Annotated in this window: 29 protein-coding genes; 15 read left to right on the forward strand and 14 right to left on the reverse strand. The window is 69.2% G+C overall.

The genetic code is table 11. The annotated features are described in order from the left end of the window. Positions 1-47: 47 nt before the first annotated feature. Positions 48-794, reverse strand: a complete 747-nt coding sequence (locus tag OP79_RS21785; RefSeq protein ID WP_211270840.1) for a hypothetical protein — start codon at positions 792-794, stop codon at positions 48-50. Between the two features lie 309 nt (positions 795-1103). Between OP79_RS21785 and OP79_RS21790 the strand changes: the two genes are divergently transcribed. The 4 genes from OP79_RS21790 (at position 1104) to OP79_RS21805 (ending at position 6473) form a co-directional block, all read left to right on the forward strand. Beyond that, positions 1104-1880: an SDR family NAD(P)-dependent oxidoreductase gene (locus OP79_RS21790; protein ID WP_033321981.1), complete on the forward strand. Its 777-nt coding sequence runs from the start codon at positions 1104-1106 to the stop codon at positions 1878-1880. 107 nt (positions 1881-1987) lie between these two features. Then, entirely contained in the window at positions 1988-3106 is a 1119-nt protein-coding gene (locus tag OP79_RS21795; protein WP_078491927.1) for an LLM class flavin-dependent oxidoreductase, read from the forward strand. Positions 3107-3199: 93 nt separating this feature from the next. After that, the gene (locus OP79_RS21800; RefSeq protein ID WP_281193229.1) at positions 3200-4975 is read left to right on the forward strand and encodes an N-acyl-D-amino-acid deacylase family protein; all 1776 of its coding nucleotides are present in this window, start codon (positions 3200-3202) and stop codon (positions 4973-4975) included. Between the two features lie 40 nt (positions 4976-5015). After that, positions 5016-6473, forward strand: coding sequence for an aldehyde dehydrogenase family protein (locus OP79_RS21805; protein ID WP_033321984.1), 1458 nt, complete (start codon positions 5016-5018; stop codon positions 6471-6473). Between the two features lie 22 nt (positions 6474-6495). On the opposite strand, the gene OP79_RS21810 is transcribed toward OP79_RS21805, so the two are convergent. The 3 genes from OP79_RS21810 to OP79_RS21820 form a co-directional block, all read right to left on the reverse strand. Beyond that, entirely contained in the window at positions 6496-6912 is a 417-nt protein-coding gene (locus OP79_RS21810) for a prevent-host-death protein (RefSeq protein ID WP_033321985.1), read from the reverse strand. 95 nt (positions 6913-7007) lie between these two features. After that, entirely contained in the window at positions 7008-7238 is a 231-nt protein-coding gene (locus OP79_RS21815) for a hypothetical protein (protein ID WP_033321986.1), read from the reverse strand. A gap of 74 nt (positions 7239-7312) precedes the next feature. Beyond that, the gene (locus OP79_RS21820) at positions 7313-7951 is read right to left on the reverse strand and encodes a LysE family translocator (protein WP_033321987.1); all 639 of its coding nucleotides are present in this window, start codon (positions 7949-7951) and stop codon (positions 7313-7315) included. 206 nt (positions 7952-8157) lie between these two features. On the opposite strand from OP79_RS21820, the gene OP79_RS21825 reads away from it, so the two are divergent. After that, entirely contained in the window at positions 8158-8610 is a 453-nt protein-coding gene (locus tag OP79_RS21825; protein WP_033321988.1) for a DUF5707 domain-containing protein, read from the forward strand. Between the two features lie 43 nt (positions 8611-8653). Here the strand turns inward: OP79_RS21825 and OP79_RS21830 are convergent, their stop codons facing one another. Then, the gene (locus OP79_RS21830) at positions 8654-9802 is read right to left on the reverse strand and encodes a winged helix DNA-binding domain-containing protein (protein ID WP_033321989.1); all 1149 of its coding nucleotides are present in this window, start codon (positions 9800-9802) and stop codon (positions 8654-8656) included. Between the two features lie 101 nt (positions 9803-9903). On the opposite strand from OP79_RS21830, the gene OP79_RS21835 reads away from it, so the two are divergent. After that, positions 9904-10566: a hypothetical protein gene (locus OP79_RS21835; RefSeq protein ID WP_033321990.1), complete on the forward strand. Its 663-nt coding sequence runs from the start codon at positions 9904-9906 to the stop codon at positions 10564-10566. A gap of 130 nt (positions 10567-10696) precedes the next feature. Here the strand turns inward: OP79_RS21835 and OP79_RS21840 are convergent, their stop codons facing one another. Together OP79_RS21840 and OP79_RS21845 are read right to left on the reverse strand one after the other, a co-directional pair. Next, a complete protein-coding gene (locus tag OP79_RS21840) occupies positions 10697-10942 on the reverse strand; it encodes a DUF397 domain-containing protein (RefSeq protein WP_078491928.1) in 246 nt (81 codons plus the stop codon). 10 nt (positions 10943-10952) lie between these two features. Continuing rightward, a complete protein-coding gene (locus OP79_RS21845; protein WP_033322039.1) occupies positions 10953-11804 on the reverse strand; it encodes a helix-turn-helix domain-containing protein in 852 nt (283 codons plus the stop codon). Positions 11805-12120: 316 nt separating this feature from the next. On the opposite strand from OP79_RS21845, the gene OP79_RS21850 reads away from it, so the two are divergent. Both OP79_RS21850 and OP79_RS21855 read left to right on the forward strand, forming a co-directional pair. Beyond that, the gene (locus OP79_RS21850) at positions 12121-12396 is read left to right on the forward strand and encodes a hypothetical protein (protein WP_033322040.1); all 276 of its coding nucleotides are present in this window, start codon (positions 12121-12123) and stop codon (positions 12394-12396) included. Next, the gene (locus OP79_RS21855) at positions 12393-12677 is read left to right on the forward strand and encodes a hypothetical protein (RefSeq protein WP_033321991.1); all 285 of its coding nucleotides are present in this window, start codon (positions 12393-12395) and stop codon (positions 12675-12677) included. Before OP79_RS21850 ends, OP79_RS21855 begins: the two co-directional genes overlap by 4 nt. Positions 12678-12782: 105 nt before the next feature. Here OP79_RS21855 and OP79_RS21860 read toward each other — a convergent pair whose 3' ends face one another. Next, on the reverse strand, positions 12783-13208 hold the full coding sequence (locus tag OP79_RS21860; RefSeq protein WP_033321992.1) for a Rid family hydrolase: 426 nt from the start codon (positions 13206-13208) through the stop codon (positions 12783-12785). Between the two features lie 128 nt (positions 13209-13336). Here OP79_RS21860 and OP79_RS21865 point away from each other — a divergent pair, with 128 nt between their 5' ends. After that, positions 13337-13849: a MarR family winged helix-turn-helix transcriptional regulator gene (locus OP79_RS21865; RefSeq protein WP_033321993.1), complete on the forward strand. Its 513-nt coding sequence runs from the start codon at positions 13337-13339 to the stop codon at positions 13847-13849. A gap of 200 nt (positions 13850-14049) precedes the next feature. After that, complete coding sequence (locus OP79_RS21870) at positions 14050-14967, forward strand: MerR family transcriptional regulator (RefSeq protein ID WP_033321994.1); 918 nt, start codon at positions 14050-14052, stop codon at positions 14965-14967. Between the two features lie 7 nt (positions 14968-14974). Here the strand turns inward: OP79_RS21870 and OP79_RS21875 are convergent, their stop codons facing one another. The 5 genes from OP79_RS21875 to OP79_RS21895 form a co-directional block, all read right to left on the reverse strand. Next, the gene (locus OP79_RS21875; RefSeq protein ID WP_033321995.1) at positions 14975-16114 is read right to left on the reverse strand and encodes a beta propeller repeat protein; all 1140 of its coding nucleotides are present in this window, start codon (positions 16112-16114) and stop codon (positions 14975-14977) included. 169 nt (positions 16115-16283) lie between these two features. Next, positions 16284-16928: a hypothetical protein gene (locus tag OP79_RS54030; protein ID WP_157857338.1), complete on the reverse strand. Its 645-nt coding sequence runs from the start codon at positions 16926-16928 to the stop codon at positions 16284-16286. Next, positions 16925-17578, reverse strand: a complete 654-nt coding sequence (locus OP79_RS21885) for an RNA polymerase sigma factor (protein WP_342669539.1) — start codon at positions 17576-17578, stop codon at positions 16925-16927. Before OP79_RS21885 ends, OP79_RS54030 begins: the two co-directional genes overlap by 4 nt. 50 nt (positions 17579-17628) lie before the next feature. Next, positions 17629-18024, reverse strand: coding sequence for a nitroreductase family deazaflavin-dependent oxidoreductase (locus tag OP79_RS21890; protein WP_033322043.1), 396 nt, complete (start codon positions 18022-18024; stop codon positions 17629-17631). Positions 18025-18100: 76 nt separating this feature from the next. Beyond that, positions 18101-19612, reverse strand: coding sequence for a CehA/McbA family metallohydrolase (locus OP79_RS21895; RefSeq protein ID WP_033321997.1), 1512 nt, complete (start codon positions 19610-19612; stop codon positions 18101-18103). Positions 19613-19855: 243 nt separating this feature from the next. On the opposite strand from OP79_RS21895, the gene OP79_RS21900 reads away from it, so the two are divergent. Genes OP79_RS21900 through OP79_RS21915 form a run of 4 tightly spaced genes read left to right on the forward strand, consistent with a single transcriptional unit; the run spans position 19856 to position 23897 of the window. Then, positions 19856-20317 (forward strand): hypothetical protein, encoded by a 462-nt coding sequence (locus tag OP79_RS21900; RefSeq protein WP_033321999.1) that lies wholly within the window; start codon positions 19856-19858, stop codon positions 20315-20317. Next, positions 20314-20667 carry a hypothetical protein gene (locus OP79_RS21905; RefSeq protein WP_033322000.1) on the forward strand — a complete coding sequence of 118 codons (354 nt, stop codon included), beginning with the start codon at positions 20314-20316 and terminating at the stop codon, positions 20665-20667. Before OP79_RS21900 ends, OP79_RS21905 begins: the two co-directional genes overlap by 4 nt. A 38-nt stretch (positions 20668-20705) precedes the next feature. Then, entirely contained in the window at positions 20706-23291 is a 2586-nt protein-coding gene (locus OP79_RS21910) for a bifunctional FO biosynthesis protein CofGH (RefSeq protein WP_033322002.1), read from the forward strand. A 48-nt stretch (positions 23292-23339) separates the two neighbouring features. Further along, positions 23340-23897, forward strand: a complete 558-nt coding sequence (locus OP79_RS21915) for a hypothetical protein (RefSeq protein WP_245685404.1) — start codon at positions 23340-23342, stop codon at positions 23895-23897. On the opposite strand, the gene OP79_RS21920 is transcribed toward OP79_RS21915, so the two are convergent. Next, positions 23894-24427 carry a DUF2165 domain-containing protein gene (locus OP79_RS21920; RefSeq protein ID WP_033322003.1) on the reverse strand — a complete coding sequence of 178 codons (534 nt, stop codon included), beginning with the start codon at positions 24425-24427 and terminating at the stop codon, positions 23894-23896. The genes OP79_RS21915 and OP79_RS21920 overlap by 4 nt on opposite strands. 283 nt (positions 24428-24710) lie before the next feature. On the opposite strand from OP79_RS21920, the gene OP79_RS21925 reads away from it, so the two are divergent. Beyond that, the gene (locus OP79_RS21925; protein WP_033322004.1) at positions 24711-25826 is read left to right on the forward strand and encodes an ADP-ribosylglycohydrolase family protein; all 1116 of its coding nucleotides are present in this window, start codon (positions 24711-24713) and stop codon (positions 25824-25826) included. The last annotated feature ends 2 nt before the right edge of the window (positions 25827-25828 follow it).

Here is a 25828-nt window from a genome sequence, read left to right on the forward strand (position 1 = left end):
CGTCTCCTTGAGGGGGGAAGTGCGAGGGGTTGGGCTGCGGGCGTCCGTCAGCAGTCGGTGAAGACGGGATCGGGCGTCCCGTCCGCGATTCCGGCAGCGCCGGCCACTCCCGGCAGAATGACGGGTCCCTCGACGACTTCCGACGCCGTGTAGTTCTGCTCGGGGACGGCATTGGTGGTGGTGGTCGCCTCACGGGCGTTGATCTTCACTCGCCATTCGCCCGTCATGCGCTGCATCTTCGGCGTGAACTCCATGTGGAGGACTTTGCCGACCGGAACAGGTATTTTTTCGCTGTCGCTGGCGGTGACCGTATCGACGGTGATGTCGGTTGTTCCCTTGTGCTTGAGCCAGGACCCGCTCAGGGCGCCGAAGAGCCCTCCACCGGCACCTTGCTGTGTCGCGGTGTACTTGCCCTCACCCTGGCCCACGGTCGCTGTCCATTTGAACTCGGCCTCCGTCGGCTTGGTGGAGTTGGGCTCGCAGTTCGGGAAGTCGATCGAGACCTTCTCCGTGGGGCCGTCGAAGAACTCCAGCTTCGTCGTCTCGACGAAGTCGCAGGTGTCGGACTCGAAACTGGGGCCGGCGATCCCATGGCCACCAAAGTCTTCGAGGGCCTGTTTCTCGCCGTTGAGGACCTTGGTCCTTTCGCACAGCCTGATGATCTCTTCCGCCGTCTTCTCATCGGCGGCGTTGGCCGACGGCAGGAGGACGGTGGCAACGGCGGCACCCGTCGTGATCGCCGCGCCGATCGCCACGTACCGGACCTTCTTGTTCTTGAATCGCCTCTTGGCCACGCTCTTGTCTCTCTTTGAGGGGGGATTTTTATTGGGAGTTCCTTTGCCTTCCCGTTGAGAAATATTGGCGTTCGCTTCGTGGCCTCGACAGAGTCAAATGTCCCTACCGGTCGGTCACTTGGCGTGTCCATTGCCACACGCCTCGAACGTCGTCACCCCTTGCCTCGGCAGGCGCTGTGCTGTCCCGCCGAAGCCGCCAGCCCTTGCCTGACGACCCGTCAGCTAAGACCATGGGGGTCGCCGCCGCGTGTGTGGCGAAGCGTCAGGAATGCAGTCAACGCGCGTCCTCCACCACTGAAGGAGAAACCCATGGGCAAACTCGACGGACGCGTCGTCCTCGTCACCGGTGCCGCACGCGGCCAGGGTGAGCAGGAGGCGCGGCTCTTCGTCGCGGAGGGCGCCGAGGTCGTCATCGCCGACGTACTGGACGATCAAGGAGAGGCGCTGGCCAAGGAGTTGGGCGCGCGGTACGTGCACCTCGACGTGAGTCGGGAGGCCGACTGGCAGTCCGCGGTGGCCGCCGCCAAGGAGGCGTACGGGCGGATCGACGGGCTGGTCAACAACGCCGGGATCCTGCGCTTCAACGACCTGGTCAGTACGCCCCTCGAGGAGTTCCAGCAGATCGTGCAGGTCAACCAGGTCGGGGTCTTTCTCGGCATCAAGACCGTCGCGCCCGAGATCGAAGCGGCGGGCGGCGGCACGATCGTGAACACCGCCTCGTACGCGGGGGTGACGGGCATGGCGTATGTCGGCGCGTACGCCGCGACGAAGCACGCGATCGTCGGCCTGACGCGGGTGGCCGCGCTGGAGCTGGCCGGCAAGGGGATACGCGTCAACGCCGTCTGCCCGGGCGCGATCGACACCGCCATGAGCAACCCCGCCCAGCTCGATCCCGACGCGGACACGGAGAAGGCCGCCGAGGGAATCGACCGGCTGTACCGCAAGCTCGTGCCACTCGGGCGGGTCGGGCAGCCGGAGGAGGTGGCACGGCTGGTGCTCTTCCTCTCCGGTGACGACTCCTCGTACATCACAGGGCAGCCGTTCGTGATCGACGGGGGCTGGCTGGCGGGGGTCAGCGTTCTCTGACGTCCTGACGCCCCGTCAGCTATTGACCCTTCGCGAGCGCGGTGCAACAGTCGGCGAAGCAGATCTGACGCAACGTCAGATACCGATGTTGGGGACGGTGAACCTCCTTGGAATTCGGGCTCTTTGTACAGGGATACGTGGGCAAGCGGGCCGAGACCGATCCGCTCGCCGAGCACAAGGCGCTGATGGAGGAGACCGAGTACGTCATCCAGGCGGACAAGTCCGGCTTCAAGTACGCCTGGGCGTCCGAGCACCACTTCCTGGAGGAGTACTCGCACCTCTCGGCGAACGATGTCTTCCTCGGGTATCTGGCGCACGCCACCGAGCGCATCCACCTCGGGTCCGGGATCTTCAACCCCCTCGCCCAGGTCAACCACCCGGTGAAGGTCGCCGAGAAGGTGGCGATGCTCGACCATCTCTCCGAGGGCCGCTTCGAGTTCGGCAGCGGACGGGGCGCGGGCTCGCACGAGATCCTCGGCTTCATCCCCGGCGTCACCGACATGAACTACACCAAGGAGATCTGGGAAGAGACCATCGCCGAGTTCCCGAAGATGTGGCTCCAGGAGGAGTACGTCGGGTTCCAGGGCAAGCACTGGTCGCTGCCGCCGCGCAAGGTCCTCCCCAAGCCGTACGGGAAGGCGCACCCCGCCATGTGGTACGCGGCCGGGTCCCCGCCCTCGTACGCCATGGCCGCCCGCAAGGGCCTCGGCGTGCTCGGCTTCAGCGTGCAGAAGGTCTCCGACATGGAGTGGGTGCTGGAGCAGTACAAGACGGCGATCGTCGAGGCGCAGCCGGTCGGGGGCTTCGTCAACGACAACGTGATGGTGACGTCGACGGCGATCTGCGCGCCGACGCACAAGGAGGCGGTACGGATCGCCGCGGGCGGCGGCCTCCACTACCTGCAGTCGCTCGTCTTCCGCTACCACGACACGTTCCCGCGGCCCGAGGGTTTCCCGGTGTGGCCGGAGACGCTGCCCGAGTTCAACGAGGAGATCATCGAGCACCTCATCGCCGAGGAGCTGCTGATCTGCGGCGATCCGGACGAGGTGCTCACGCAGTGCAAGCGGTGGGAGGCGGCCGGGGCCGATCAGCTTTCTTTCGGGATGCCGATCGGGATCTCTCGTGAGGACACGTTGCAGACAATTCGGCTCGTCGGGGAGCACGTGATTCCGAAGATCGATACGGATCCTGTGCATCGAACCTCGCGGTTCCGGCAGAGCGCGTGAGCGCCGTAGGGCTGCGGGCCATGCGCGACTGCGGGCCGTCTGTGGCTGGTCGCGCCCACGCGGCGGAGCCGCATATGTCACAGCCCCGCGCCCCTGAAGGGCGCGTCCAACGCACCGGAGTTTAAGGAGGCGAGCTCCATGCTCGATCACGTCATCAAAGGCGCGACCGTCGTCGACGGGACGGGCGCGCCTGCCTACACCGCCGATGTGGGGATACGCGATGGGCGGATCGCGGCCATCGGTACGGTCACCGAGGCGTCCCGCACCACCGAGGACGCCTCTGGCCTCGTTCTCGCGCCCGGCTTCGTCGACCCCCACACCCACTACGACGCCCAGCTCTTCTGGGACCCGTACGCGACGCCGTCCCTCAACCACGGCGTGACGACCGTCGCCGGCGGGAACTGTGGTTTCACCCTCGCTCCCTTGAATCCCTCCCGGCCCGAAGACGCCGACTACACGCGGCGGATGATGTCCAAGGTGGAGGGGATGTCGCTGGTGGCCCTTGAGGAGGGGGCGCCGTGGAGTTGGCATTCGTTCGGGGAGTATCTCGATGCTCTCGAGGGGCGGATCGCCGTCAACGCCGGTTTCATGGTGGGGCATTGTGCGCTGCGGCGGTATGTGATGGGGCCGGACGCGGTGGGCGGGCAGCCCACGGAGCAGCAACTGGCGGACATGCTGCGGCTGTTCCACGAGTCGATGGACGCGGGCGCCTGGGGGCTGTCGACCACCCAGTCGTCCACGCACTCCGACGGCGACGGAAAGCCGGTCGCGTCGCGGCACGCGAAACCGGCCGAACTGCTCGCGCTCTCCAGGGCGGTCGCCGATCACGAGGGCACGCAGATCGAGGCGATCGTGGCGGGCTGCCTCGACCAGTTCAGCGACGACGAGATCGACCTCTTCGTGGAGATGAGCGCCTCGGCGGGCCGCCCCCTGAACTGGAACGTCCTGACCATCGACGCGGCCGTCCCCGACCGCGTACCGAGGCAACTGGCCGCAAGTGAGCGCGCCCGCAAGGCCGGTGGCCGGATCATCGCTCTGACGATGCCGATCCTCACGCCGATGAACATGTCGCTCGGCACCTTCTGCGCGCTCAATCTGATCCCCGGCTGGGGCGAGATCCTCGGCCTGCCGGTACCCGAACGGATCGCGAAACTCCGCGACCGGGACGTACGGGCCGAGATGCTGCGTCGCGCGGACAGCAAGGAGGCGGGTGTCTTCCGCCGGCTCGCCGACTTCGGGCGGTACGTCATCGGGGACACGTACAGCGCGGAGAACGAGGGTCTGACCGGCCGCGTCGTACGGGACATCGCGGCCGAACGCGGTCAGGAACCCTTCGAGTGCATCGTCGAGATCTGCGCCAACGACCAGATGCGTACGGTGCTTTGGCCCATGCCGCCCGACAACGACCCCGCCTCCTGGGCGCTGCGCGCCGAGACCTGGCAGCACGAGGACGTCATGCTGGGCGGGTCCGACGCCGGGGCACATCTGGACCGGATGTGCGGGGCGCCGTACACGACGCGGTTCATCGGGGACTGTCTGCGCGGGCGGAAGCTCGCGACGCTGGAGCAGGCCGTGCAGATGCTCACCGACGATCCCGCCCAGCTCTTCGGCCTGCGCGAGCGCGGGCGGATCGCCGAGGGGTGGCATGCCGACCTCGTCCTGTTCGACCCGGAACGCATCGACGCCGGTACGGCCACGCTGGTGCACGACCTGCCGGGAGACAGCCCGCGGTTGGACTCCAAGGCGATCGGGATCACGGCGGTCTGGGTGAACGGGGTCGAGGCGATTCGCGGGGACCAGGTGACGGGGGCGGTGCCGGGGAAGGTGCTGCGCTCCGGTCGGGACACCCGGACGGTGAGCACCAAGTGACCGAGGCGAGTAGCGAGGTGCGTACCGAGGTGAGTACGGAGTGACGGACGAGCAGCGGCTGTTCGTCGGCGGTTCGTGGGTCGAGCCGGACGGCGGTCACTACGAGGTGATCGACCCGGCGACCGAGTCGGTCGTCGGTTTGGCGCCGGAGGCCTCGCGGGATCAGGTGCTCGCGGCGGCGGCCGCGGCTCGGGAGGCCTTCGGACCGTGGTCGCGTACGTCCCCTTCCGAGCGCGCGGCGATCCTGGACCGGGCGGCGGACATCATCCAGCGCAACCTCGTGCCGTACGCCGAACTCGCCCAGGCGGAGAGCGGCGCCACGACCGGGACGGCGCGCGGGATGCAGGTCGGGGTCGGCGCGGCCCGTTTCCGGCGGTACGCGAAGGGCGCGCTGGAGCCGGTCGAGGAGGCGCTGGTCCCGCAGATCAACGAGGCGGGCCCGTTCGGCAAGGCGGCCGTCATGGGCGCCCTGGCCGTACGCCAGCCGGTGGGCGTCGTCACCTGCATCACCTCGTACAACAACCCCTGGGCGAACCCGGCCGGCAAGATCGCCCCGGCCCTGGCGATGGGCAACACGGTGGTGGTGAAGCCCGCGCCCCAGGACCCGCTGTCCGTCTACCGGATGGCGGAGGCCCTGGAGGCGGCGGGTGTCCCGCCCGGTGTGGTGAACGTCGTGTCGGGCTCGCGGGCCGGGGTCGGCGAGGCGGCGGTCGACTCGCCCGACGTCGACATGGTGAGCTTCACCGGTTCGACGGCGGTCGGGCAGCGCATCGCCGAGGTGTGCGGGCGCGACATGAAACGCCAGCTGATGGAACTCGGCGGCAAGGGCGCGGCGATCGTCTTCGACGACGCGGACGTGGCGTCGGCGGTACGGGGGATCGGGACGACGTTCTCCTTCTACAGCGGGCAGATCTGTACGGCACCGACGCGGGTGCTCGCGCAGAGGGGTGTGTACGACCGCGTGGTCGACCAACTCGCCGCGTACGCGGGCTACTTGAAGGTGGGCGACCCGCGCGCCGAAGGCACGGTCGTGGGCCCGGTGATCTCGGCGGCGCACCGGGACAGGGTCGAGTCGTACGTCGAGCTGGGCCGCAAGGAGGGCGCACGGGTGGTCGCGGGCGGCGAGCGCCCCGCGTACGACACGGGCTTCTACGTCGCCCCCACCCTCCTCGCGGACTGCACGAACGACATGCGGGTCGCTCGGGAGGAGATCTTCGGCCCGGTCGTGGTCGTCATCCCCTTCGACGAGGAGGAAGAGGGCGTCGCCCTCGCCAACGACTCCGACTACGGCCTGATCGACTACGTCTGGTCGGGGGACGTGGCGCGTGCGTTCCGAGTGGCTCGGTCGTTGCGGGCCGGCGGCGTCGGCGTGAACACCGTCGGCCGCAACATGGAGGCGCCGTTCGGGGGCTTCAAGAAGAGCGGGGTGGGGAGGGACGTGGGGTCGTACGCGCTGCACGCGTACAGCGAGATGCAGGCGATCGTGTGGCCGGGGTGAGACGCCGCCCACGGGGCCGGGTTCACCGCGCCGCACCCACCAGCCAGTCGCGCAGTTCCGCGTCGTCGCTCAGGGCGATGAGCTGCACCAGGCCCCAGTTCCCCTCATGGTTGGGCGCGGTACGCAGCCGGTCCTGCCAGTCCTCGGCGTACTCGCGCAGGACTTGAACCATCTCCTCCATGGCTTCGTCGAAGGTCGCCCCGTCGGCGACCAGCGGCAGTCCGGGCAGGAAAACCGACCAGCCGCCCGCCTCGGGGACCACCTCCGCCTTCGAGGGGCACCCCAGCGACAGGTGGCGGCGCAGCCGCTCCACGTCCACAACCGCGGCACGGCCCGATTCGCGGCGTACGGTCGCCACCCGTCCCTCTTCGGCCGCGTCGAGGAGGTCCTTCATATGCGCACGCGCCTGGCTGTAGCTCTCGTAGTGCACCGCCGACACGCTCTGTCTCCTCGCTCCTGATCCAACGTCTCCAGGGTGCTGTTCCCTGGGGCGAGTACGTCACGTACTTGCTTGTCCTGAGGTGCCTACTGTGCCTACCGGCCCGCCACCTCACCCCAACGCCCCAGAGTGTCGTCCTCGCTTTCGCCGGCCTCCGAGGATGCCGTCGCGATCCCGGCCTCGCCCCGTACCCGCGCGGATTTCTCCAGCGCCTCGGCGAGCATCTGGCGGCGCAACACGCGTGCGGTGTACGCCGAGACGTCCCCCTTGGCCTTCACGAAGGTGGCCACGTCGTCGGGCAAGCTCATCGTCACGTCGACTGTCATGTGGGCATCATGCCGCGCACGTCGTCCGGTGTCCGCCGCAGCAGCGTCCGGCCTGACCGGCTCGGCGGGAGCAACTACTCCTTGCGCCCTGTCGCGGCGACCGTGACCCCGAGGCCCACCATGGTGAGTCCGCCCACCCCGCCGACCAGGGACAGCCGCCGCGGTGACCGGGCGAACCAGCCCCGTGCGGTGGCGGCGACCAGCCCCCACACGCTGTCGGACGCCAGCGCGATGACGTTGAAGACCAGGCCGAGCAGCAGCATCTGGGCCACGACGTGTCCTTGGGCGCGGTCGACGAACTGGGGCAGTACGGCGGCGAAGAACACGATGGTCTTGGGGTTGGCGATCCCGACCGCGAACCCCTCCCACAGCGTGCGCAGACCGTCGGCCGTGGCCGCGTCACCGCTGAACGCGGCCTGCAACGAACCCCGTTGCCGCCACGCCTTCACCCCCAGGTACACCAGGTAGGCACCACCGGCCAGTTTCAGCGCCGTGAAGACCAGGACGGAACGCTCCACGAGGGAACCGATACCCAGCGCCACGGCCACGACGAGCACGTACGCGCCGATCGTGTTCCCCACGACGGAAGTCAGCGCAGCACGGCGCCCCTGCGCCAGCGCCCGTCCGATCACGAACAGCACGCTCGGACCGGGCACCACGATCAGCAGGAAGGACATGGCCGCGAAGGCGAGCAGTCGGTCGGTGGACACCATGGGGCCATGCAACACAGGGAGGGCCTACCGGCGCATCCCCTTTTCGCAGGGGGCGACCGGACGACGCGACCCGAACTGGCCCTACTCAGGCCTGGGTTGAGTACGTGTGCTCATACCCTGCGCCCGCTGCGCGGCCAGTATTGGTGCAACGGCGCGCAGCCGAGAGCGCCGGTCCGATCCAGCTGAGTCTGTTGGGGGAATTTCTCATGTCGCGACGTGTCGTTTTGTCCGTGGCCGCCGGTGTCGTCGTCCTCGCAGGTACCGGAGCGTTCGCCGTCGCCTACGCCGGGGACCAGCCTCTTTCTGTGGCGCACAGCACTGCCCGCTACGCTGCCCCCGACGGCGACCGCAGCGGCTCGTTCACCTTCACCACTGACGTCACGGCGTCCTCTGGCGTCAAGGACGTGAAGGTCCTGGCCTGGCCGGCGAACTCGTCCCTCGCCAAGCAGGGGCTGACCGCCAAGGACATGGCCGCCGTGGAGTCGGCCGTCTGCAAGCCGTCCGGTGAGGACACCGCGCGCTGCACCTACACCGTCACCGTCACCCGCGGCGAAGCCGACACATCCCCGCGCGGTCTGTGGCACGTCGCCGTCCTGGCCACCGCCGAGGACGGCGACACGATGCTGGACACCAAGGCGGCCGACTTCACCGTGGGGTGATCCAGACACGCATGTGATCGTGGCATGCGTGCAGTTCTCCCGGCTAGGCCGGGAGCAGTCGGACCTGGGCGTCAGGAAGCTTGGCCCACCAGTGGTGGTAGCGGCTGTAGACCCGGGGATCGCGGTCGGCCAGCACCGTGATCAGGGACTGCGCCTCCGCGGCGAGTCCCTCCCACGCCGCGGGCGGAAGGTCGTGGAAGGCCGTGGCCTCGATGCCGCCGTCGACCGGCCGCCACACCCCGGCGACGTAGCCGTCGACCAGCAGGGTGGGCAGGACGTCGCCGTTGTTGCGGATCACCAGCCGCCGATAGGCCGGAGGGATCACGCGGCTGCGGTCGGCGTATGCCAGCAGGGTGCTGTCCCACATGGCCATGAGCCGCGGTGGGGCCGGGGTGTCCGCGGGTGGGCGCGGGGCAGCGGGGACGTCGAACAGCGCGGTGCTGTCGGGCCCTTCGAGCTGTTCGACGGCTCCCTTGCGGTCGAGGGCGAGGAGCGCCTGGCGGATCGGTGCGCGCTGCACCGTGGCGAACTGAGCCACGTCCGCCACCGAGGCCGGACCGAACCCTTCCAGATAGCGCAGTACGAGGCTCTGCAGCGCTTCCGGCGCCGTCTCCTTCCCTGTGGGCACGGGGCCCGTCCGCGCCGCGACGTACGACGACCGGGGGGCGCCGAACGACCACGGCCCGCCCGTCGGGACGTGCAGCAACGGCGCATACGCCCGCAGCCCCCACCAGGCCCCGGGCTTCCTCTCCGCGCCGAGCCGCTCTTCGACCCACGCCTCCATCTCGGCGGCCGTCCGCGGCTGTTCGGCGAACGTCAGCAGCTGTGGCACCAGTTCGTCGCCGTCCGCCGGGGTGAGCCCCGCGGCAGCGAAGCGGTAGCCCAGACGCGAGGCGTACAGGGTCGGCTGCATCGCCTCACGGAACACCTGGTAGTCGTCGGCATGGACCGCGTGCAGTGTGATCCGCATCAGGGTCGCCTTGACGACCGCGCGCCCGGTGAAGGCGGCGTCCACATCGGCCGACGAGAAGCGTGTGAGCCGGTTCCACAACGCGAGGTACGGAGAAGCGGCGTACTGCGCCTGCAGCGCGACAACGCGACGGACCGCGTCGACAACGCTCAACGGCTGTCGTTCCAGCATCAGTTGGCGGCTGAGGGTGGCCCGGTTGAGTTCGCGCGCGGTGATCTCCACGCCGAGGATTGTGCCGTGGGCCGACCCACGGCCGCCAGGCTGATTCGCGCGCCGTGGGTTTCAGCACTGAACTGACCGGCGCGGTTCGTCATACTGCGCGCATGCACTTCGGGGTGGTCGTAGCGGTCCTTTACTGCGTGCAGTTCAGCCGGGAACTGGGCGAGAGCGAGGTCGAGCGCATCGCTCGCATGATCCTTGAGCAGCCGATTTACGACCTCACCACGGAGGAGCAGTACGCCTCGATCAAGGCGGCGCTCGCCGAGGATTCCTGGGAGCGGGACCTGTCCTGGCAGCCGCATGACGAGCCGTCGGTCCGGGACTTCCTGCGGCGTCTGCTGGAACGACTGGACGCGCTGCGGCCGTGGCAGGAGCCGCCGTTCCGCGCTCTCCGGCTGGACCGATGGCTGGACCGCTGGGAGGAGTACAAACGCGGGACCCTTCTGGCTCACGTACGGCTGGACTTCCTGCCGAAGGACCCGCTGCAGGTGCGCATGCGCCCTGTGCCCGGGGATGAGCACCAGCTGCGGGCACTGGTCCTGCGTCTGAGGTCCGGGGACGAAGTCGCCCTGGTGGCACCGCCGTTCCCGGACGACGACGCGGTGCTGATGGCGGCGCTGCCGCACCGGCCCGCGGCGACGGTGATCGAGGCGTTCCTGACCCATACGGCATACCCACGCGAGCGGGTGTCCCCGGCGGCCCGGCGCTGGTGGGAGGGACGGAGCGGCGGAACGCTGCCGCCGGGGGTGCACCCGCTGCGGGACTGAACGGCGAGCCGCCCCAGGTGGGCCCGCCAGAGGCAGCCGTCCGGCTCGGCTGCACGCCGTCTCGTCTCCGCACCTGGCACGGTGCTCCGCATCGCTCACCCTCGTATCCCACTCGTATCCCAGGAGTGCTTCAGCCGTGGTTCGGGCTCGCCTTCAGTGTGTGGAGGAGCGCGCTGAAGGCGGTGGGGGTGGCGGAGAGGATGGCTTGGGTGGGGTCGGCGCTTTCGGTGAGGTGGATGGTTTGGGGGGCGGCGGATATGTGGACGCAGGATTCGCCCTGTCCGCAGTAGGACGACTTCTGCCAGGTGCTGGCTACGTGCAGGCAGGATTCGCCCTGGGCGCAGTGGGACGACTTGTGCCAGGCGTAGGTGGGCATTGGTTCCCCTTCACAGGTCGTGTACGAGGTTGTGGATGAAGTCGCGGGACTTCGACGGTTCCAGCGCTACCTGCTCCATACGGTCCAGGAGGACGCGGTACATCGCCAACTGGGCTTCTGCATCTACGAGTACAGGGCCGTGTGACTGGTCAAGTGTGACCGTGTCGAGCTGGGGGACGGGGCCGTACGCGTAGAGGATGTTCTGCCCGGCTCCTGGATAGGCGCCGATGGCGAACGGGATCACCTGGATAGTGATGTGCTCGCGTTCGCTCTGAGCCACCAGGTGTTCCACCTGGCGCTTGGCGACGGACGGGCCGCCGACCGGCACGCGGAGGGCCGCTTCGTGGATGATCGCGCGGAATGGGATCGAGTCGCCCTTGTCCAGCAGGGCTTGGCGCTGGAGACGGTGGCTCACGCGGTGCTCGATGTCCGATCGCGAGAACTCGGGGACGACCTGCCGGAAGATCTCGCGAGCGTGGTCCGTGATCTGCAGCAGGCCGGGGATGTGCGCGGTGTTGGCCGACCACAGCATCGTGGCGTGATGCTCCAACTCGGCGATGTTCAGGAGCATAGGCGGGAGCACCTCTCGAAAGGTCTCCCACCAGCCGCGCGTCTTGTCCGTCGCGATGTCGACCAGGGCCTCGACGAAGGCCTGGTCCGAGCACGTGTACGCACGGGCCATCGCCCGGAGGCGGTCCGGGCTGACGCCGAACCGGGCTGACTCGATGTTGCTGAGTTGACCCTGGCTGACCCCGAGGGTGCGGGCCGCCTCGGTTGCGGTCATACCCGCTCGCTCCCGCATTTTGCGCAGCTCCACGGCGAGCCGCAGACGGCGTGCCGACGCGACGGGCTTCGGGGGCATGCAGAACTCCTCTTGGTCCATGCCGAGTTGAGTTGTCACTCACACGAGGGAAGTTCCTCGAAGTATTCGATGTACCGCCGGAAGACGCTGAACAGGGGCGCGGCTTGCACCTCGTACGGGCGTGTGCGGACTCGTTGGGAGTTTCCGTTCTGCGGGAGTGGGGTGCCTCGAAGGGCGGGAAGCTGCTGTGGGCCGAGTGCGGGGAGGCGCGGTGAGCGGGGCGGTGCAGGCCGTGGGAAGTGACGTGCGATGTCCGCCGTGGGCGCGCGGCGCCATACTTGGAGGTGGAGTCATGCCCGTCCACCAGGAGCAGATCATGAGCGCAGAGCGTGAGCACGGCTGGGCCGCGATGCCCCTTCCGGAGATCCGGACCGTGGACGACCTGCGCAGCGCGCTCAGCCGGTACGGGTTCCCGGGTGACCGGGAGCGCTTCGAGGAGGAACTGGCCGCAGCCATAGGGGCCTCCCCCACAGACGACTTCGAGCGCGCCGCGGCCGTGGTGAGGGCGTACCGCCACCGGGTCCGGATCAGGAACTCACCCGAGATCATGGCAGCCCTAGAGGGCGCGCGTGCCGGAGGCGGCAGCGGATGAGCGAGATCCCGCTGGAGGAGGCCGAACCCGCCAAGAAGGCGTACGGCGACCTCGCGGAGGGTAAGCGGGAAGTGGTCCGGGAGGCGCTCACGGTCATCGCACGGGAGCCGGCGGCGGGGCGCGAGATCCCCGGCTGGCGCCCGCCGTCCGTGGAGTACACCTACACGACACCTCTCGCCCACGACTCAGCCGAGGCGATCACCGTCGTGTACACGCACACTCCGGGTATGGGAGTGACGGTCGTCTACTACTTTCGCGATCCACAGGTCGTGGATCCGTAGGCCCGTGGATCATCAGCCTCTCTTCGCGGTGCCCGCCCCTTGAGTCGGGCACCGCAGCGCGTGTGCTCGGCTGCGGCTGGAGCGCGCTTGTCGGGAACTTGAGGTTCAGTTCCCGGAGCCGACGATGGCGGTGACGCGGATCTCCACGCGCATGGCGGCGAGGCCGAGGACCGTGACGCCGGTCTCGGTCCAGATCGGCGCGCGGCCGTCGAGGCGACGGCGGAACTGCTCGGCCATGACCCTGTTGTGGTCGTCGCCGATGACGTCACCTCCCGGGGCGACCTTGTGGTACGAGTTGACGTGGATGACGTCCTTCCATGTCGCGCCGACCGTGGCGAGCGTGCGCTCCACGTTGTCGAAAGCCTGGATGATCTCGTCTTCCAGCGAGTCGGGGATGACCAGGTCGTCATCCACCCCGGCCTGGCCGGAGATCTCGACCCGGTCGCCGATGCGGACGGCCCCGCTGTAGCCGAGGGCCTCGTGCAGCTTCTCGCCGTAGCCCGGAACGACGCCGAAGGTGACGGTGCTCATGATGCTTCCTCTTCCTGTTCATAGGGGTGCGTTTCCTCGTGTATGAGTTCACGCGTAAAGTGAAACTAGCACGCAATGACTTCAAGCGTAAAGTGATGGCGGACTTCGCCGGAGGGGCGGGAAGATCCATGAGCAGCAGCACGGGAGGGCCCATGAGCGGCACGGGCGAACACGAGGACGATGAGGAGCTGCGATGGCTCGACGAGCAGGAGAAGGCGGCGTGGACGGGGCTGATCTCCCTTGTCCTGCTGCTGCCCGCCAAGCTGGAGTCGCCGCTGCGGCAGGAACACGGCCTCACCCTGTTCGAGTACCTCGTGCTCAGTCACCTCTCCGAGGCCCCGCAGCGCAAGCTGCGGATGGGAGAGCTCGCCTTCCTCGCCAGCGGGTCGCTCTCCCGCCTGTCCAACGTCGTCAAACGCTGTGAACAGCGCGGCTGGGTCGTACGGACACCCGACCCGGCCGACGGCCGTTACACCCTCGCCGAACTCACCGACGCCGGCTTCGACATCGTGCACCTGGCAGCGCCCACACACCTGCGCTCCGTACGCCGCATCGTCCTCGACTCGCTCAACACCACCGACCAGAAGGCCCTCGCCCGCATCGCACAAAAACTCCGCATCGTCCCCGACGACTTCGGCTGACCTGCGACGCTGGGCCGTGTTTTAGGTTCGGCTGCCTGCGCACGCCCTGCATGCTGACCCGGTTCGATGAACTTGCGGTTCGGTTCGAGGCGACGGTTCAGGTCGCGGCGATTCATCAGTGGCTGTGGGGTTGCACCTTCCGTAGCGGCATGTGGTCCGGTGGACTTACGTCCCGATGCCTTGAGGAAGGGTCCCTGCTCGTGCATTCGTCTTTCATGCCGCCCCGCCAGGTCAAGATCGGTGATGCGGCGGCCTTTGCCGGTACCACGCCGCGGGCGATTCGCCATTACCACGAGATCGGGCTGCTCCCCGAGCCTGAGCGGGGCGGCGATGACCGTCGCCGCTACGGGTACGAGGACATGATCCGCCTGCTGTGGATTCGCAGGATGGCCGATGCCGGGATCGCCCTGGACGACATCCGTGACGCCTTCACCACCGGCACGGCTTCCGCCGGTGCGGACAGCGGAGAAGGTATCGCGGGCATCCTGGAGCGGTTGGAGGAAACCCTCGCCGAGCAGGAGGCGGAATTGCGGCGGCAACGGACCGCCGTGCAGCGGATGCGCACCGAAGGCAGCCGGATGGGCTTGCTCTCCGACTTCGTCACCGAACGCCTCAAGAGCCTGCCCGAGGGCTCCCTGCGTCAGGCGGACCTGGACAGTCTGCTGGTCACTGAGCGGATCTTCGGCCCGCTCGGCGCGGCCGTCCAGGCCACCCGCTTTGTCGTCCTGGCCACGCATCCCAGTCTGCGGGAGGATTCCGACCGCATCGATGACGCCGAGGAGGCGCTCGATGACAGTGTCGCCGTCGATGATCCACGGGTGGCTCAAGTGGCCGTCGAGCGGCACGTCTTCGAACGCGCCCTGCAGGCCGTCATCGAGGAGTCCGGCCTGGGTAAGGACGACGATGACCTCTTCGACGCCTGGGACACTTTGCACCCTGCCACCGCCGATGACGGCGAGGGCGAGGGCGAGGCCGACCTGAGCTCTGGCAGGCGGGAGGCTGACTCCATGAGCGTGTTCGAAGCCACCGGCAAGATGCCCTACGACTTCTCCCCAGCCCGCCTGCGCTGTATGGAACTGGCCGAAGAACTCTCCGCCCAAGACTCACCCGCTACCTAAAACACGGCTAGGCGTCGAGGCGTTCCGTGTAAGTCTCGGTCGGAGGGGCGGGGGTGGGGCTCGTCATGCCCGCCGACCAGAATCCCGTGGTGCCGGGAATGGGTGTCACGTCGTTGAGGTACGGGGCTGTCGCCGTGCCGGCCGGGCCTCGTACGACGGTCCAGGCGTCGCCGTCCCGGCGCAGGTACGTGCTGCGGGTCTGGTCCCGGAAGTTCCAGCCCGAGATCCATGCGGCGCGGCCCTCTGCGTCGCCCGCGATTCCGGTCAACGATCCGACGGTGAAACCTGGTTGCACCTGTGTCCAGGCCGTGCCGTCCCAGTGGGCCAGAACGGGGTTGCCGGGGCGTCCCAGTGGTCCGCCGATGCCGGCCTCGGTGCCCACCGCCCATACGTCGTCCGGGCCGGCCGGATGCAGATCGCTGATGCTCAGACGGAGGCCTGTGATCGGAGGCAGGACCGTCCACGTTCCGTTCCAGCGGGCTACGAGTCCGGACCATCCGTCGCCGGTTGCCCGGGCCTGGTCGCCGCTCACCCAGACCTCGTCCGGCGCGCGCGGTACGACCCGGTACAGGTTCGCGCTCGGGGCAGGCAGTGGGTCCAGCCATTGCCATTGCTGCCCGTCCCCGTTGAGCAGGCCGGTGCTGCCGCCGCGGCTGCCGCTGACCCACACCTGCTGGTCGGGGTCGACCGCCACCGCGTCCATCCGGACGTCCGGCTCGCCCAGGCCCGGGAACTCGGCCTCGCGCCAGGTGGTTCCGTCCCAGCTCAGCAGCGGGCTCGTGCCCTCGTCGGCAGGCAGGCCCACACTCCACGCCGTGGTGGCGCTGACAACGGCGACGTCGCTCAACCGCGTGTGGGTCAGATGCGACAGGTCGGTCTTCGACCAGGCGCTGCCGTCCCAGAGCATAGCCAGCCCTCGGCCCTGCGACGGCCCGGCGCGGCCCTCCTCGCCCACGGCCCAGGCCAGTTCGGGTCCGGCAGCGGCGATGCGGCGCAACTGCGCGGCCGGGGTACTGCCGGGCGCCGGCACGGCCTGCCAGCTTTGCGTACGGGACGCCGGTGCGTCGGCCCGGACCGGGCTGCCCGGACCGAGCGTGAGCCCCGAAAGCACGCCGATCGTTCCTGCCACGAATCGTCTGCGTCTCACTGCTGGGTCCTTCCGTATGGGTAGGAGGCACCACCGTGAAACAGACAAGTCCAGAGGTCTAGGCGCGCACGTGACAAAATCGGGCCCAACTGCCCGAGACGGAGGGGGAGTTCATCCTGGATGGTCCGCCCAGGCCGGGACCTGGGCGGACCATTGCTGCGTCGCTACATCACTGCGGCAGCTTCGGCTGGGGGTGGCTGACGGGGTTGCACGGCTTGACCGGGCCCTTGATGAACGTCTGCCTGAAGGCGTGGCTCGACTGCATTTCGGATCCCTTCGGCTTGGGGCCGGGCAGGTTCTCCTCGACCAGGTACGCGTCGGCATGCGTCATGACGTACTTGTAATCCCACTTGCCGTCGCCGGACTTCTTCTGCTTCAGGTGCTCACCCCGATCGAGCTGGCACGTCTTGCCCGGGGGAACCTTGTCGATGATCGCTGTGAAACCGGCTGCCCGGATCTTGCGCGCCAGCTTCTCGAAATGCTGGGGATCGCCCCACCAGTCGAGGTCGCGGAGTGAGACGGTCAGGGTGCCGTCCGGATTCTTCTCCACCGCGTAGGCCGGGGTCTCCGTCCCGTTGGGCACCGCCACCGTCACGCCTGCCGCGATCGCGGCCGCCGCCAGCCCCAACGCGAACCGCTTCTGCACGCGGCGCTTGCGCCCGCCGGTGCGTTCTCCTGTCATCGTCCGCCAACTGCGCATCAGGTGTTCCTCACGCTGGATCCGCCGGCCGACGGGGAAGTCCCGCTCAGCCGGTACGGCCAGCAGTCGGCGCAGTTCCTGGACGTCGCCGTCCTGGTGCTCGTCCCTGCTCACCACGGTCCCCTTCCGTTTTCTCCGCTCGGCCGGACCGCCTCGTGGCGGTCACCTGTTTGCTGCCGTCTCGCCGCCGCAGGTTCCGTGTCCTGGTCAAGATTCTTCTGCGCCAGCTTCTCCAGCCGGCGGCGCGCCCGGGACAGCCGGGAGCGGACGGTGCCCACCGGCACCCCCAGCGCCTCGGCAGCTGCGGCGTAGTCCAGCCCGGCCCACACGCACAGCGCCAGCACCTCGCGGTCCGGCCGCGACAGCTGGGCAAGTGCCGTGCGTACGGCGGCTATTCGCTCCTGGTCCTCCAGCCGGTCGACCACCTCGTCGGCGAAGTCCGGCAGCAGTCCGGGCGGCGGCATGCGCTCCATCAGGGCCCGGTGCCGTCGGGCCGTGCGCCATCGGTGGTGCACCACGTGCGTGGCGATCCCCAGTAGCCACGGCAGCAGGCTTCCGCCGTGCGGCTCGACTTTCTCCCGCATCCGCCAGGCTTCGAGGAAGACCAGCGAGACGCAGTCCTCGGCGACCGACCAGTCCCCGGTCAGGCGAAAGCAGTGGTTGTACACCGCCCGCCCGTGCTCGCGGAAGAGCACCCTGAAGGAGTTCTCGTCGCCCGCTCGGACGCGGGCCCGGAATGGTGGCTCCATGCCTGGCTCTGCCACGCGGCCCCCCTTGGGTTCCATGTGACGTGCGTCACGTCCAAGGGGGCGCGTCAATCCTCCAGATCCACCCGCACCGTCAGCAGATCCGTCCCCACCAGCCGCACCGCTGTGCTGTTCGCGCGGGGCAGGGTGCGCAGGCGGGCGATCGGGTCGTCGTCGGGGAGCAAGTGGGCCGTACCGGTGTGCCAGCGGCCCTTGATGCGGACCCGGACTCTCGGGTTCGCCTGGATGTTCCGTACGTACTGCGACTTCTCGCCGTACTCGGAGACGATCCAGAACTCGTCCCCGACCCGGCTTCCGCCGAGCGGGGTCCGGCGCGGCTGGCCCGACTTCCGCCCCGTGGTCTCGAGGAGCGTCTGAAAGGGCAGCCGCCTGGACAGCGGGTTCGCGACCCACCGCTGGAGCGTTGTGACGGCGCGGAACTTGAGATCGTGGAAGCGCGACATAAGGCCCTGGTCCTTCTCGTCGGTGACCCGAGGAGTCTCCCAGGCGACATGTTCCATCGACTCCTACGACCGACCCCTATCGCCCCAAGAAGATCGGGTTCGTGAACGCCGCCAGCGCCCCCGGCAGCGGCGCCACCGCCGCCTCGTGCCGCAGTTCCGCCCGTACGTACGCCGCGTACTGAGCCGTCGTACGCCACTCCACCGTGCCGGAGCCCGAGACCGGCAGGACGGGGCTGGTGTGCAGGACGCCCTGGTCCGTGACGAAGCGGGCCGTGCAGCGGGGGGCGCCCGTGACCTCCAGGCGGACCGTGACCGGGTCGTCGCGGTCCACCTTCAAACGGCCGCCGATTCCCGCGTGTTCGCCCTTCGGGCCGTACGCGGTGAAGTCGAGCGACACCGACTTGGACTCGGCGATGTAGGAGCGGCCCGCCTTCAGGCCCTCCTGGATGGACTCGCGGGTGAGGTCGTCGGCGAGGACGACCGTCTGGGGGGTGCCGACGGGGTCGGGGTGGCGGTGGGCGTCGCTGTTGCCCATCGCCGGGATCCAGCCGCGGCCCTCCCGGACCGAGGCGACCAGCATGCCGTCCCAGTCGGCCAGGGAGACCTCGTCGTCGGGCCCGTACGGGCCGTTCCACACCTCGACCACGTCCGCCTCGCTGAAGCCGAACTTCCAGTTGCAGCCGATGCAGGTGGCGTGCGGGTGGGCGGGGACGACCAGGCCTCCGGAGCGGCGGATCTCGCGCGCGTACTTGCCGAAACGGTTGTCGCGGGCGCGGTAGCGCCAGTCGATGAACGTGCCGGGATCCGTGCCGAGCGCGACGACATGGCCGTTACGCGTCGTGACCTCCTCGCCCAGCAGGACCAGCAGCTCGTCGCCCGCTACGTCGGACCAATGGGCATGCGCGGCATGGGTGTTGTGCTCGGAGGTGTTGATGAAGTCCAGGCCGGCCTCGCGGGCGAGGGCCGCGATCTCGGCGGGGGTGCGGCGGCCGTCGGAGTACCAGGAGTGCAGGTGGCAGTCGCCGCGGTACCAGGTGCGACCGCGGCCCTTGGCGCGTGTGGGCGGGTATTTCGGCTTCACGGTGGTGCCGGGTTCGCCGTAGGTGAGCGTGATGGTGATCTCGTACGGGAGTCCCTGTGGGGCCACGGTGTAGGGGCCGAGCGCGATGTACCAGGTGCCCTCGCGGACCGGGCCGGGGATGTAGCCGGGCGTGGCGTCGTCGGCGCGGATGAAGAACTCCGTGCGCGCCCCGCCCGACCAGCCGCGGAATCCCTTGCCGCCCAGTTCCGTGCCGCGCTGGTCGAAGATGCCGATGTCGAGCGCGTTGCCCGCGGTGCCGGCCGGGACGGAGGGCTTCTCGTAGGTGTACGCGACCTTGATCTCCCGTACGCCGTCCGGGACTTCGACGGGCAGGTACACGAAGTCGGGGGAACCGGTGGGCAGCGTGCCGCGCACCGTCCTCGTCTCGTGGTCCGCTGCGGCGTCGGCGGCCTCGCTCGGGAAACTCACGCTTCCCAACGTAAGCGCGGCGGCGGCTCCCGTCACGAACAGGGCGCGTCTTGCGATGCCGTGGTCGTCCTCGCACATGCTGCTGCTCCCAAGGTGTCGGGTGTGACGGTTCGGGTGTGGCCCGGGTGCTGCGGGGTGACACGTACCACCCTCGTATTCACCCGTGAACTCCCGTACAAGGGAAGGGAATCGGCACGTTTCGCGCAGCGGTCGGCGTGCGGGAGCGGGCCGGGGCGTGAGGGCAGGGCGCTGGGGCGGTGCGTGGGGTCGTACGGCGGGAGCGATTGACTTCGGAATACGTTCCGAAGTACCGTCCGAAGCATGTCCACACCCACGGTCTCGTTCTCGGAGCTCTCGAAGAACTCGAAGCGTGTCGCCGAGACACTCGACAAGGCTCAGCGTGTGCACATCACGCGTCGGGACGGCGAGGACCTGTACCTCACGACGGCGCGGCACGATCAGCAGCGCGAGGAGACGGCCGACATCACGGCCAAGCTCCTCGGCGCTCTCGTCGGCATAGACGGCGGCGCGCGGGCCATACTGCGGGCTTTGCCCGCGGTCTTCCCGTGGGTTCGTCATCTGTCGGCCGACGAGCTACGGGAGTTCGTGACGGAGCTCATCGACGCCACGAACGACGCCGCCCACCTGGACGTCCACGCCACCCTCCACCGGGTCGTCGTCGAGTGGCGGGCGACGGCACGCGTCCTCGCGGACCCGGAGCTGACCGCACAGCTCACGCGCCGCCTGCCCGACGAGGACCACGGCGAGGTGACGGCCCCGTGAGTCCCAAGCGCGGCGACGACGTCGCACCGCCTGCAGTCGGCGAGGAATGGCGCTTGCGGTTCGCGACGAATGACGCGGCCAAGGGCTGGGGCGAACTCGGCGCCGAGGCGCCCGGGAACACACGGCGCTGCTACGAGGCACTGCGCGCCGACCCGTTGTCGCACGCGGACCCGGACCGCCAGCATCGCCTGCGTGGGTCCCTTGCTACCAGGAACCTGGGCGGTCGCGAGTATCCCCAGTGGGAGTACGAGGTGACGGCGGGCGGTCGCGTGCGCTACCTCGTGGACGAGCCGCGCCGAACTGTGCACCTCGTCTACGCATCGCCCCGGCATCCGAAAGACACCGAGTAGCCCTGAGGGCCTGATCAAAGCGATCGTATGCTCGAAGGATGACGACTTCCGCGAGTTCCGGAACCGGGCCCACTGCGAACGCCATGCGACGCGCCCTCAAACGTGCCCGCGACGGTGTCGCGCTCGATGTCGGTGAGGCGGGCGTGCTGCTCCAGGCTCGGGGGGAGGATCTCGATGACCTTGTCGCCTCCGCCGCGCGGGTTCGGGATGCGGGGCTGGCGGAAGCGGGGCGGGCCGGGGTCATCACGTACTCGAAGAGCGTGTTCATTCCGCTGACCCGGTTGTGCCGCGACAAGTGCCATTACTGCACCTTCGTCACCGTTCCCGGCAAGCTGCGGCGGGCCGGGCACGGGATGTTCATGTCGCCGGACGAGGTGCTCGACATCGCGCGGCGCGGGGCCGAACTCGGCTGCAAGGAAGCCCTGATCACCCTCGGCGACAAGCCCGAGGAGCGGTGGCCCGAGGCGCGGGAGTGGCTGGACGCGCACGGCTACGACGACACCATCGCGTACGTACGCGCCATCTCGATCCGCATCCTTGAGGAGACGGGGCTGCTGCCGCACCTCAACCCCGGGGTCATGTCGTGGACCGACTTTCAGCGGCTCAAGCCCGTCGCGCCCAGCATGGGCATGATGCTGGAGACCACCGCCACCCGGCTGTGGTCCGAGCCGGGCGGCCCGCACTATGGCTCGCCCGACAAGGAACCGGCGGTGCGGCTGCGGGTGCTGGAGGATGCGGGGCGGTCGTCCGTGCCGTTCACCAGCGGGCTGCTGATCGGGATCGGGGAGACGTACGAGGAACGCGCCGAGTCGCTGTTCGCGTTGCGGAAGATCTCGCGGGCCTACCACGGCATCCAGGAGCTGATCATCCAGAACTTCCGCGCCAAGCCGGACACGGCGATGCGCGGGATGCCGGACGCCGAACTGAACGACCTCGTCGCCACGGTGGCCGTCGCGCGGCACATCATGGGTCCTTCCGCCTGCCTCCAGGCGCCGCCCAATCTCGTGGACTCCGAGTACGGGCGGCTCATCGGCGCCGGTATCGACGACTGGGGCGGCGTCTCGCCGCTCACCATCGACCACGTCAATCCGGAGCGGCCCTGGCCGCAGATCGACCAACTCGCCGAGCAGTCCCGGCAGGCGGGCTTCGAGCTGCGCGAACGGCTGTGTGTGTACCCGGAGTTCGTGCAGCGCGGCGAGCCCTGGCTGGACCCGCGGCTGCTGCCGCACGTACGGGCCCTTGCCGACCCGGAGACCGGCCTGGCGAACCCCGACGCCGTCGTCGAGGGCCACCCGTGGCAGGAGCCGGACGAGGCGTTCACCTCCTCCGGCCGCACCGACCTGCACCGCACCATCGACACCGAGGGGCGTACGGGCGACCGCCGGAACGACTTCGACGAGGTGTACGGCGACTGGGAGGCGCTGCGCGAGGCGGCGGCGCCCGGGATGGTGCCCTCGCGCATCGACACGGACGTGCGGGCGGCCCTCACGACGGCGGCCGACGACCCGACCCGGCTCACCGACGACGAGGCGCTGGCCCTGCTGCACGCCGACGGGCCCGCCCTGGACGCGTTGTGCCGTATCGCGGACGACGTCCGCAAATCGGCGGTCGGCGACGACGTCACGTACATCGTCACCCGGAACATCAACTTCACCAACGTCTGCTACACCGGCTGCCGTTTCTGCGCCTTCGCCCAGCGCCGCACGGACGCCGACGCGTACACCCTCTCGATGGACCAGGTAGCCGACCGCGCCCAACAGGCCTGGGAAGTCGGGGCGGTCGAGGTCTGTATGCAGGGCGGTATCCACCCCGACCTGCCCGGCACCGCCTACTTCGACATCGCGCGCGCCGTGAAGGAACGCGTCCCCGGCATGCACGTACACGCCTTCTCCCCCATGGAGGTCGTCAACGGCGCGACCCGCACCGGGATGTCGATCCGCGAGTGGCTGACCGCCGCCAAGGAGGCCGGCCTCGGCTCCATCCCCGGCACGGCCGCCGAGATCCTCGACGACGAGGTCCGCTGGGTCCTCACCAAGGGCAAGCTGCCCACGGCGACCTGGATCGAGGTCGTGACGACCGCGCACGAGCTGGGCATCCGCTCCTCGTCCACGATGATGTACGGGCATGTGGACCAGCCCCGCCACTGGCTCGGCCACTTCCGGACGCTGTCGCGGATCCAGCAACAGACGGGCGGTTTCACAGAGTTCGTGACGCTGCCGTTCATCCACACCAACGCGCCCGTGTACCTGGCGGGCATCGCGCGCCCCGGCCCGACCATGCGCGACAACCGCGCGGTGGTGGCGATGGCGAGGTTGTTGCTGCACCCCCACATCCCCAACATCCAGACCAGCTGGGTGAAGCTGGGCACGGAGGGCGCGGCCGAGATGCTCCGCTCCGGCGCCAACGACCTTGGCGGCACCCTCATGGAGGAGACCATCTCCCGTATGGCGGGATCCAGTTACGGCTCGTACAAGTCCATCAAGGACCTGATCGCGGTGGCGGAGGCGGCGGGCCGTACGGCGCGCCCGCGCACAACGCTGTACGGGGAGGTCCCGGAGGAACGGCAGCGGGCGGCGTCGGCTTCGGACGGGCATCTGCCGGAGCTGCTGCCGGTACTGGACTGAGACGTGGACTGAGCTGTCCCACCGAGCAGGGGGAGGAGGTGCGTGCCCGTGCCCATCCGACGAAGGCGGCCCCGACGACGGCTGTCCCCGTGGGCCTGGATCACCGCGCTGACCCTCGGCGCCGTCGTGGTGGTCGCCGCCCTGGCCGTACGCGCCGAACAGGCGGCCCAGCCGAAGCCGACGGCGTCCGCGAGCCCCTCCGCCTCGCCGAGCCCGTCCGCGCCGGTGGCCGTTCCGGACGGCTCGGGTACGGGGCGGCGCATCGTCTACTCCCTGGAGCAGCGCCGGGTGTGGCTGGTCGACTCCGGCCAGGACGCCCGCCGTACTTTCACGGTGTGGCCGGGATCGGTGAGCCCGCTGCCGGGCACGTACACGGTCACGTTCCGCAACGCTTCCGCGACCGGCTACGACGGGGTGGCCATCGAGAACGTCGTCTACTTCGCCACCCGCTCCGGCGTCTCGATCGCCTTCTCCAACGCGGAGGACGGCTCGTCGCCGCCGCCCGCATCCGGAGTCGAGACGGGCGGCATCCGCGTCCGCGGCGCCGACGGGGACGCCGTCTGGGGTTTCGGTACGACGGGGACAACGGTTTCGGTGGTCGACTAGCCGTCGTCACCGCCCCCCGTCGCACTCCCCGTCGCCCCCGGCAGATGCACCACCAGCAGCACCACCCCGCTCAGCACGAAGACCCGGAGGGCGGCGTCCAGGCCGTTCCAGTCCTCCGACTGCCACATGGAGAACCACTCGCCGCCGATGGCGATGAAGCCGGCGCCGAAGAGGAGCATCGTCATGAGCAGGCCGGCGGTGCTCGCACGGCGGGCGCGGGTGAGGTCCATGCTGCGCAGGCCCGTGGCGTAGAGGGCCGTGGCGGTGATGAGAACGAGGGCGGCCAGGGTCTCCCAGGCGATGATGGCGACGTAGGCGATGTCCTGGAGGGTGCGGGACTCGATCGCGCGCCACATCAGGTCGTCGTCCTTGAAGGTGGTGTCCATGGCCAGGACATGGCGTACGAACTGCTGGTTCGTGCCGTAGTCGGTGATGTTGCCGAACGCGACCAGCGCCATGTAGAGGGCGACCGTGCCTGTGAGCAGGGCCGCCGTGACGGGAAGTGCCCGTCCGCTTCCGGTCTTCGTCATGAAAGTCCCCCTGAAGTCCCCATGAAAGCCCCCTGTGATGAGTCAAGGTGTATCAAGTCCCTTGAAGGGCAAGGGCGTTGGACTCTTGTCTATTCCCCGTTCCGCCGTCTTCTCGCCTGAGTACGCGCACCTCGCACCACCGCACGTTCCCGCCCAGAATTCGCAAATCGTTCCGGCCCTCAACCGACTGTTCCCGTTCGATTACAGTGCTGAGCTGTCAGCCGTACGGGAGGGGGCCGTACGGGACAGCAGCCGTGCGGGACGGGATCTTCAGGAGGCCTCGGTGGGTGCGACGTCCGGTGCCGTCTGGGGGCGGGTCGAGCAGCAGGACTTCCGCAGTCGGGTGCGGGGTACCCTGCTGGGCGCGGCCCTCGGTGATGCGCTGGGCTCGCCGGTCGGGGAGCTCTCGATGGAGGAGATCCGCGAGGCGTACGGCGCGGAGGGAGTCGTCGATCTGCCCTTCGGCTATGGCAGACGCGGCACCGTCACGCATCTGACCCAGCTCACCCTCTTCAGCCTCGACGGGCTCATCCGCGCTCAGGTCCGCCGGGACACGGGCGCCTGGCACCCGCCGACCGATCTGCACCGCGCATACCTCAGATGGGCCGCCACGCAGCACGACTGGGGTCCCGACGAGCGCCGCAAGGAGGACGGCTGGCTGGCCCGCGAGGAGTGGCTGTACGCCCGCCGTGACCCCGCCCGCGCCTGCCTGATCGGCTTCGCCGACGACATGATGGGCACCCTGGACGCACCCAAGAACCAGAAGGAGACGGGCCCCGAGGCCGCGGCCCGTTCCGCGCCCTTCGGGCTGCTCGTCGGCTGGGAGCCGCAACTGGTGATGCAGCTCGCCGTCGAGTGCGCGGCCCAGACCCACGGTCACCCCACCGCCTACCTGTCGGCAGGCGCGTACGCCCTGATCGTGCACGGACTCGCCCGCGGCGAGAGCCTCGACGCCGCCGTGCAGCGCTCGCTCCAGGTGCTCGCCGACTGGCCGGGGCAGCAGCCGGTGACCGACGCCCTGCAGTACGCGCTGGGTGCCGTACGGCAGGGCATGCCCACGCCGGCCCGGATCGACGAGCTCGCCGGAGAGGGCACGGCCGAGGGGCTGCTGTCGGTCGCCGTGTACTGCGCGCTGGTCGGCGAGGACACCCGGCACGGGCTGTGCCTCTCGGTGAACCACGGCGGTCCCTCGGGCGCCGCCGGAGCGCTCACCGGCGCCCTGCTCGGCGCCCTGCACGGCGAGACGGCCCTCCCGCCGGCCTGGCTCGCCGAACTGGAGGGCCGCCCCACGATGCTCGTCCTCGCCGACGACTTCGCGATGGAGATGACCCAGGGGCCCGCGCTGCACGGACCGGCCGGCTCGTCGCCGGGGTGGCTGGCCCGGTATCCGCGGGCCTGAGT

It is taken from the genome of Streptomyces yerevanensis (genome assembly GCF_000716805.1).
Lineage (GTDB): Bacteria > Actinomycetota > Actinomycetes > Streptomycetales > Streptomycetaceae > Streptomyces > Streptomyces flaveus.

Coding starts and splice junctions, on each gene's coding strand:
- OP79_RS21790 (WP_033321981.1), top strand. CDS start 1,104: ATGGGCAAACTCGACGGACGCGTCGTCCTCGTCACCGGTGCCGCACGC.
- OP79_RS21815 (WP_033321986.1), bottom strand. CDS start 7,238: ATGACAGTCGACGTGACGATGAGCTTGCCCGACGACGTGGCCACCTTC.
- OP79_RS21820 (WP_033321987.1), bottom strand. CDS start 7,951: ATGGTGTCCACCGACCGACTGCTCGCCTTCGCGGCCATGTCCTTCCTG.
- OP79_RS21825 (WP_033321988.1), top strand. CDS start 8,158: ATGTCGCGACGTGTCGTTTTGTCCGTGGCCGCCGGTGTCGTCGTCCTC.
- OP79_RS21835 (WP_033321990.1), top strand. CDS start 9,904: ATGCACTTCGGGGTGGTCGTAGCGGTCCTTTACTGCGTGCAGTTCAGC.
- OP79_RS21840 (WP_078491928.1), bottom strand. CDS start 10,942: ATGCCCACCTACGCCTGGCACAAGTCGTCCCACTGCGCCCAGGGCGAA.
- OP79_RS21845 (WP_033322039.1), bottom strand. CDS start 11,804: ATGCCCCCGAAGCCCGTCGCGTCGGCACGCCGTCTGCGGCTCGCCGTG.
- OP79_RS21850 (WP_033322040.1), top strand. CDS start 12,121: ATGAGCGCAGAGCGTGAGCACGGCTGGGCCGCGATGCCCCTTCCGGAG.
- OP79_RS21855 (WP_033321991.1), top strand. CDS start 12,393: ATGAGCGAGATCCCGCTGGAGGAGGCCGAACCCGCCAAGAAGGCGTAC.
- OP79_RS21860 (WP_033321992.1), bottom strand. CDS start 13,208: ATGAGCACCGTCACCTTCGGCGTCGTTCCGGGCTACGGCGAGAAGCTG.
- OP79_RS21865 (WP_033321993.1), top strand. CDS start 13,337: ATGAGCAGCAGCACGGGAGGGCCCATGAGCGGCACGGGCGAACACGAG.
- OP79_RS21890 (WP_033322043.1), bottom strand. CDS start 18,024: ATGTCGCGCTTCCACGATCTCAAGTTCCGCGCCGTCACAACGCTCCAG.
- OP79_RS21895 (WP_033321997.1), bottom strand. CDS start 19,612: ATGTGCGAGGACGACCACGGCATCGCAAGACGCGCCCTGTTCGTGACG.
- OP79_RS21900 (WP_033321999.1), top strand. CDS start 19,856: ATGTCCACACCCACGGTCTCGTTCTCGGAGCTCTCGAAGAACTCGAAG.
- OP79_RS21910 (WP_033322002.1), top strand. CDS start 20,706: ATGACGACTTCCGCGAGTTCCGGAACCGGGCCCACTGCGAACGCCATG.
- OP79_RS21920 (WP_033322003.1), bottom strand. CDS start 24,427: ATGACGAAGACCGGAAGCGGACGGGCACTTCCCGTCACGGCGGCCCTG.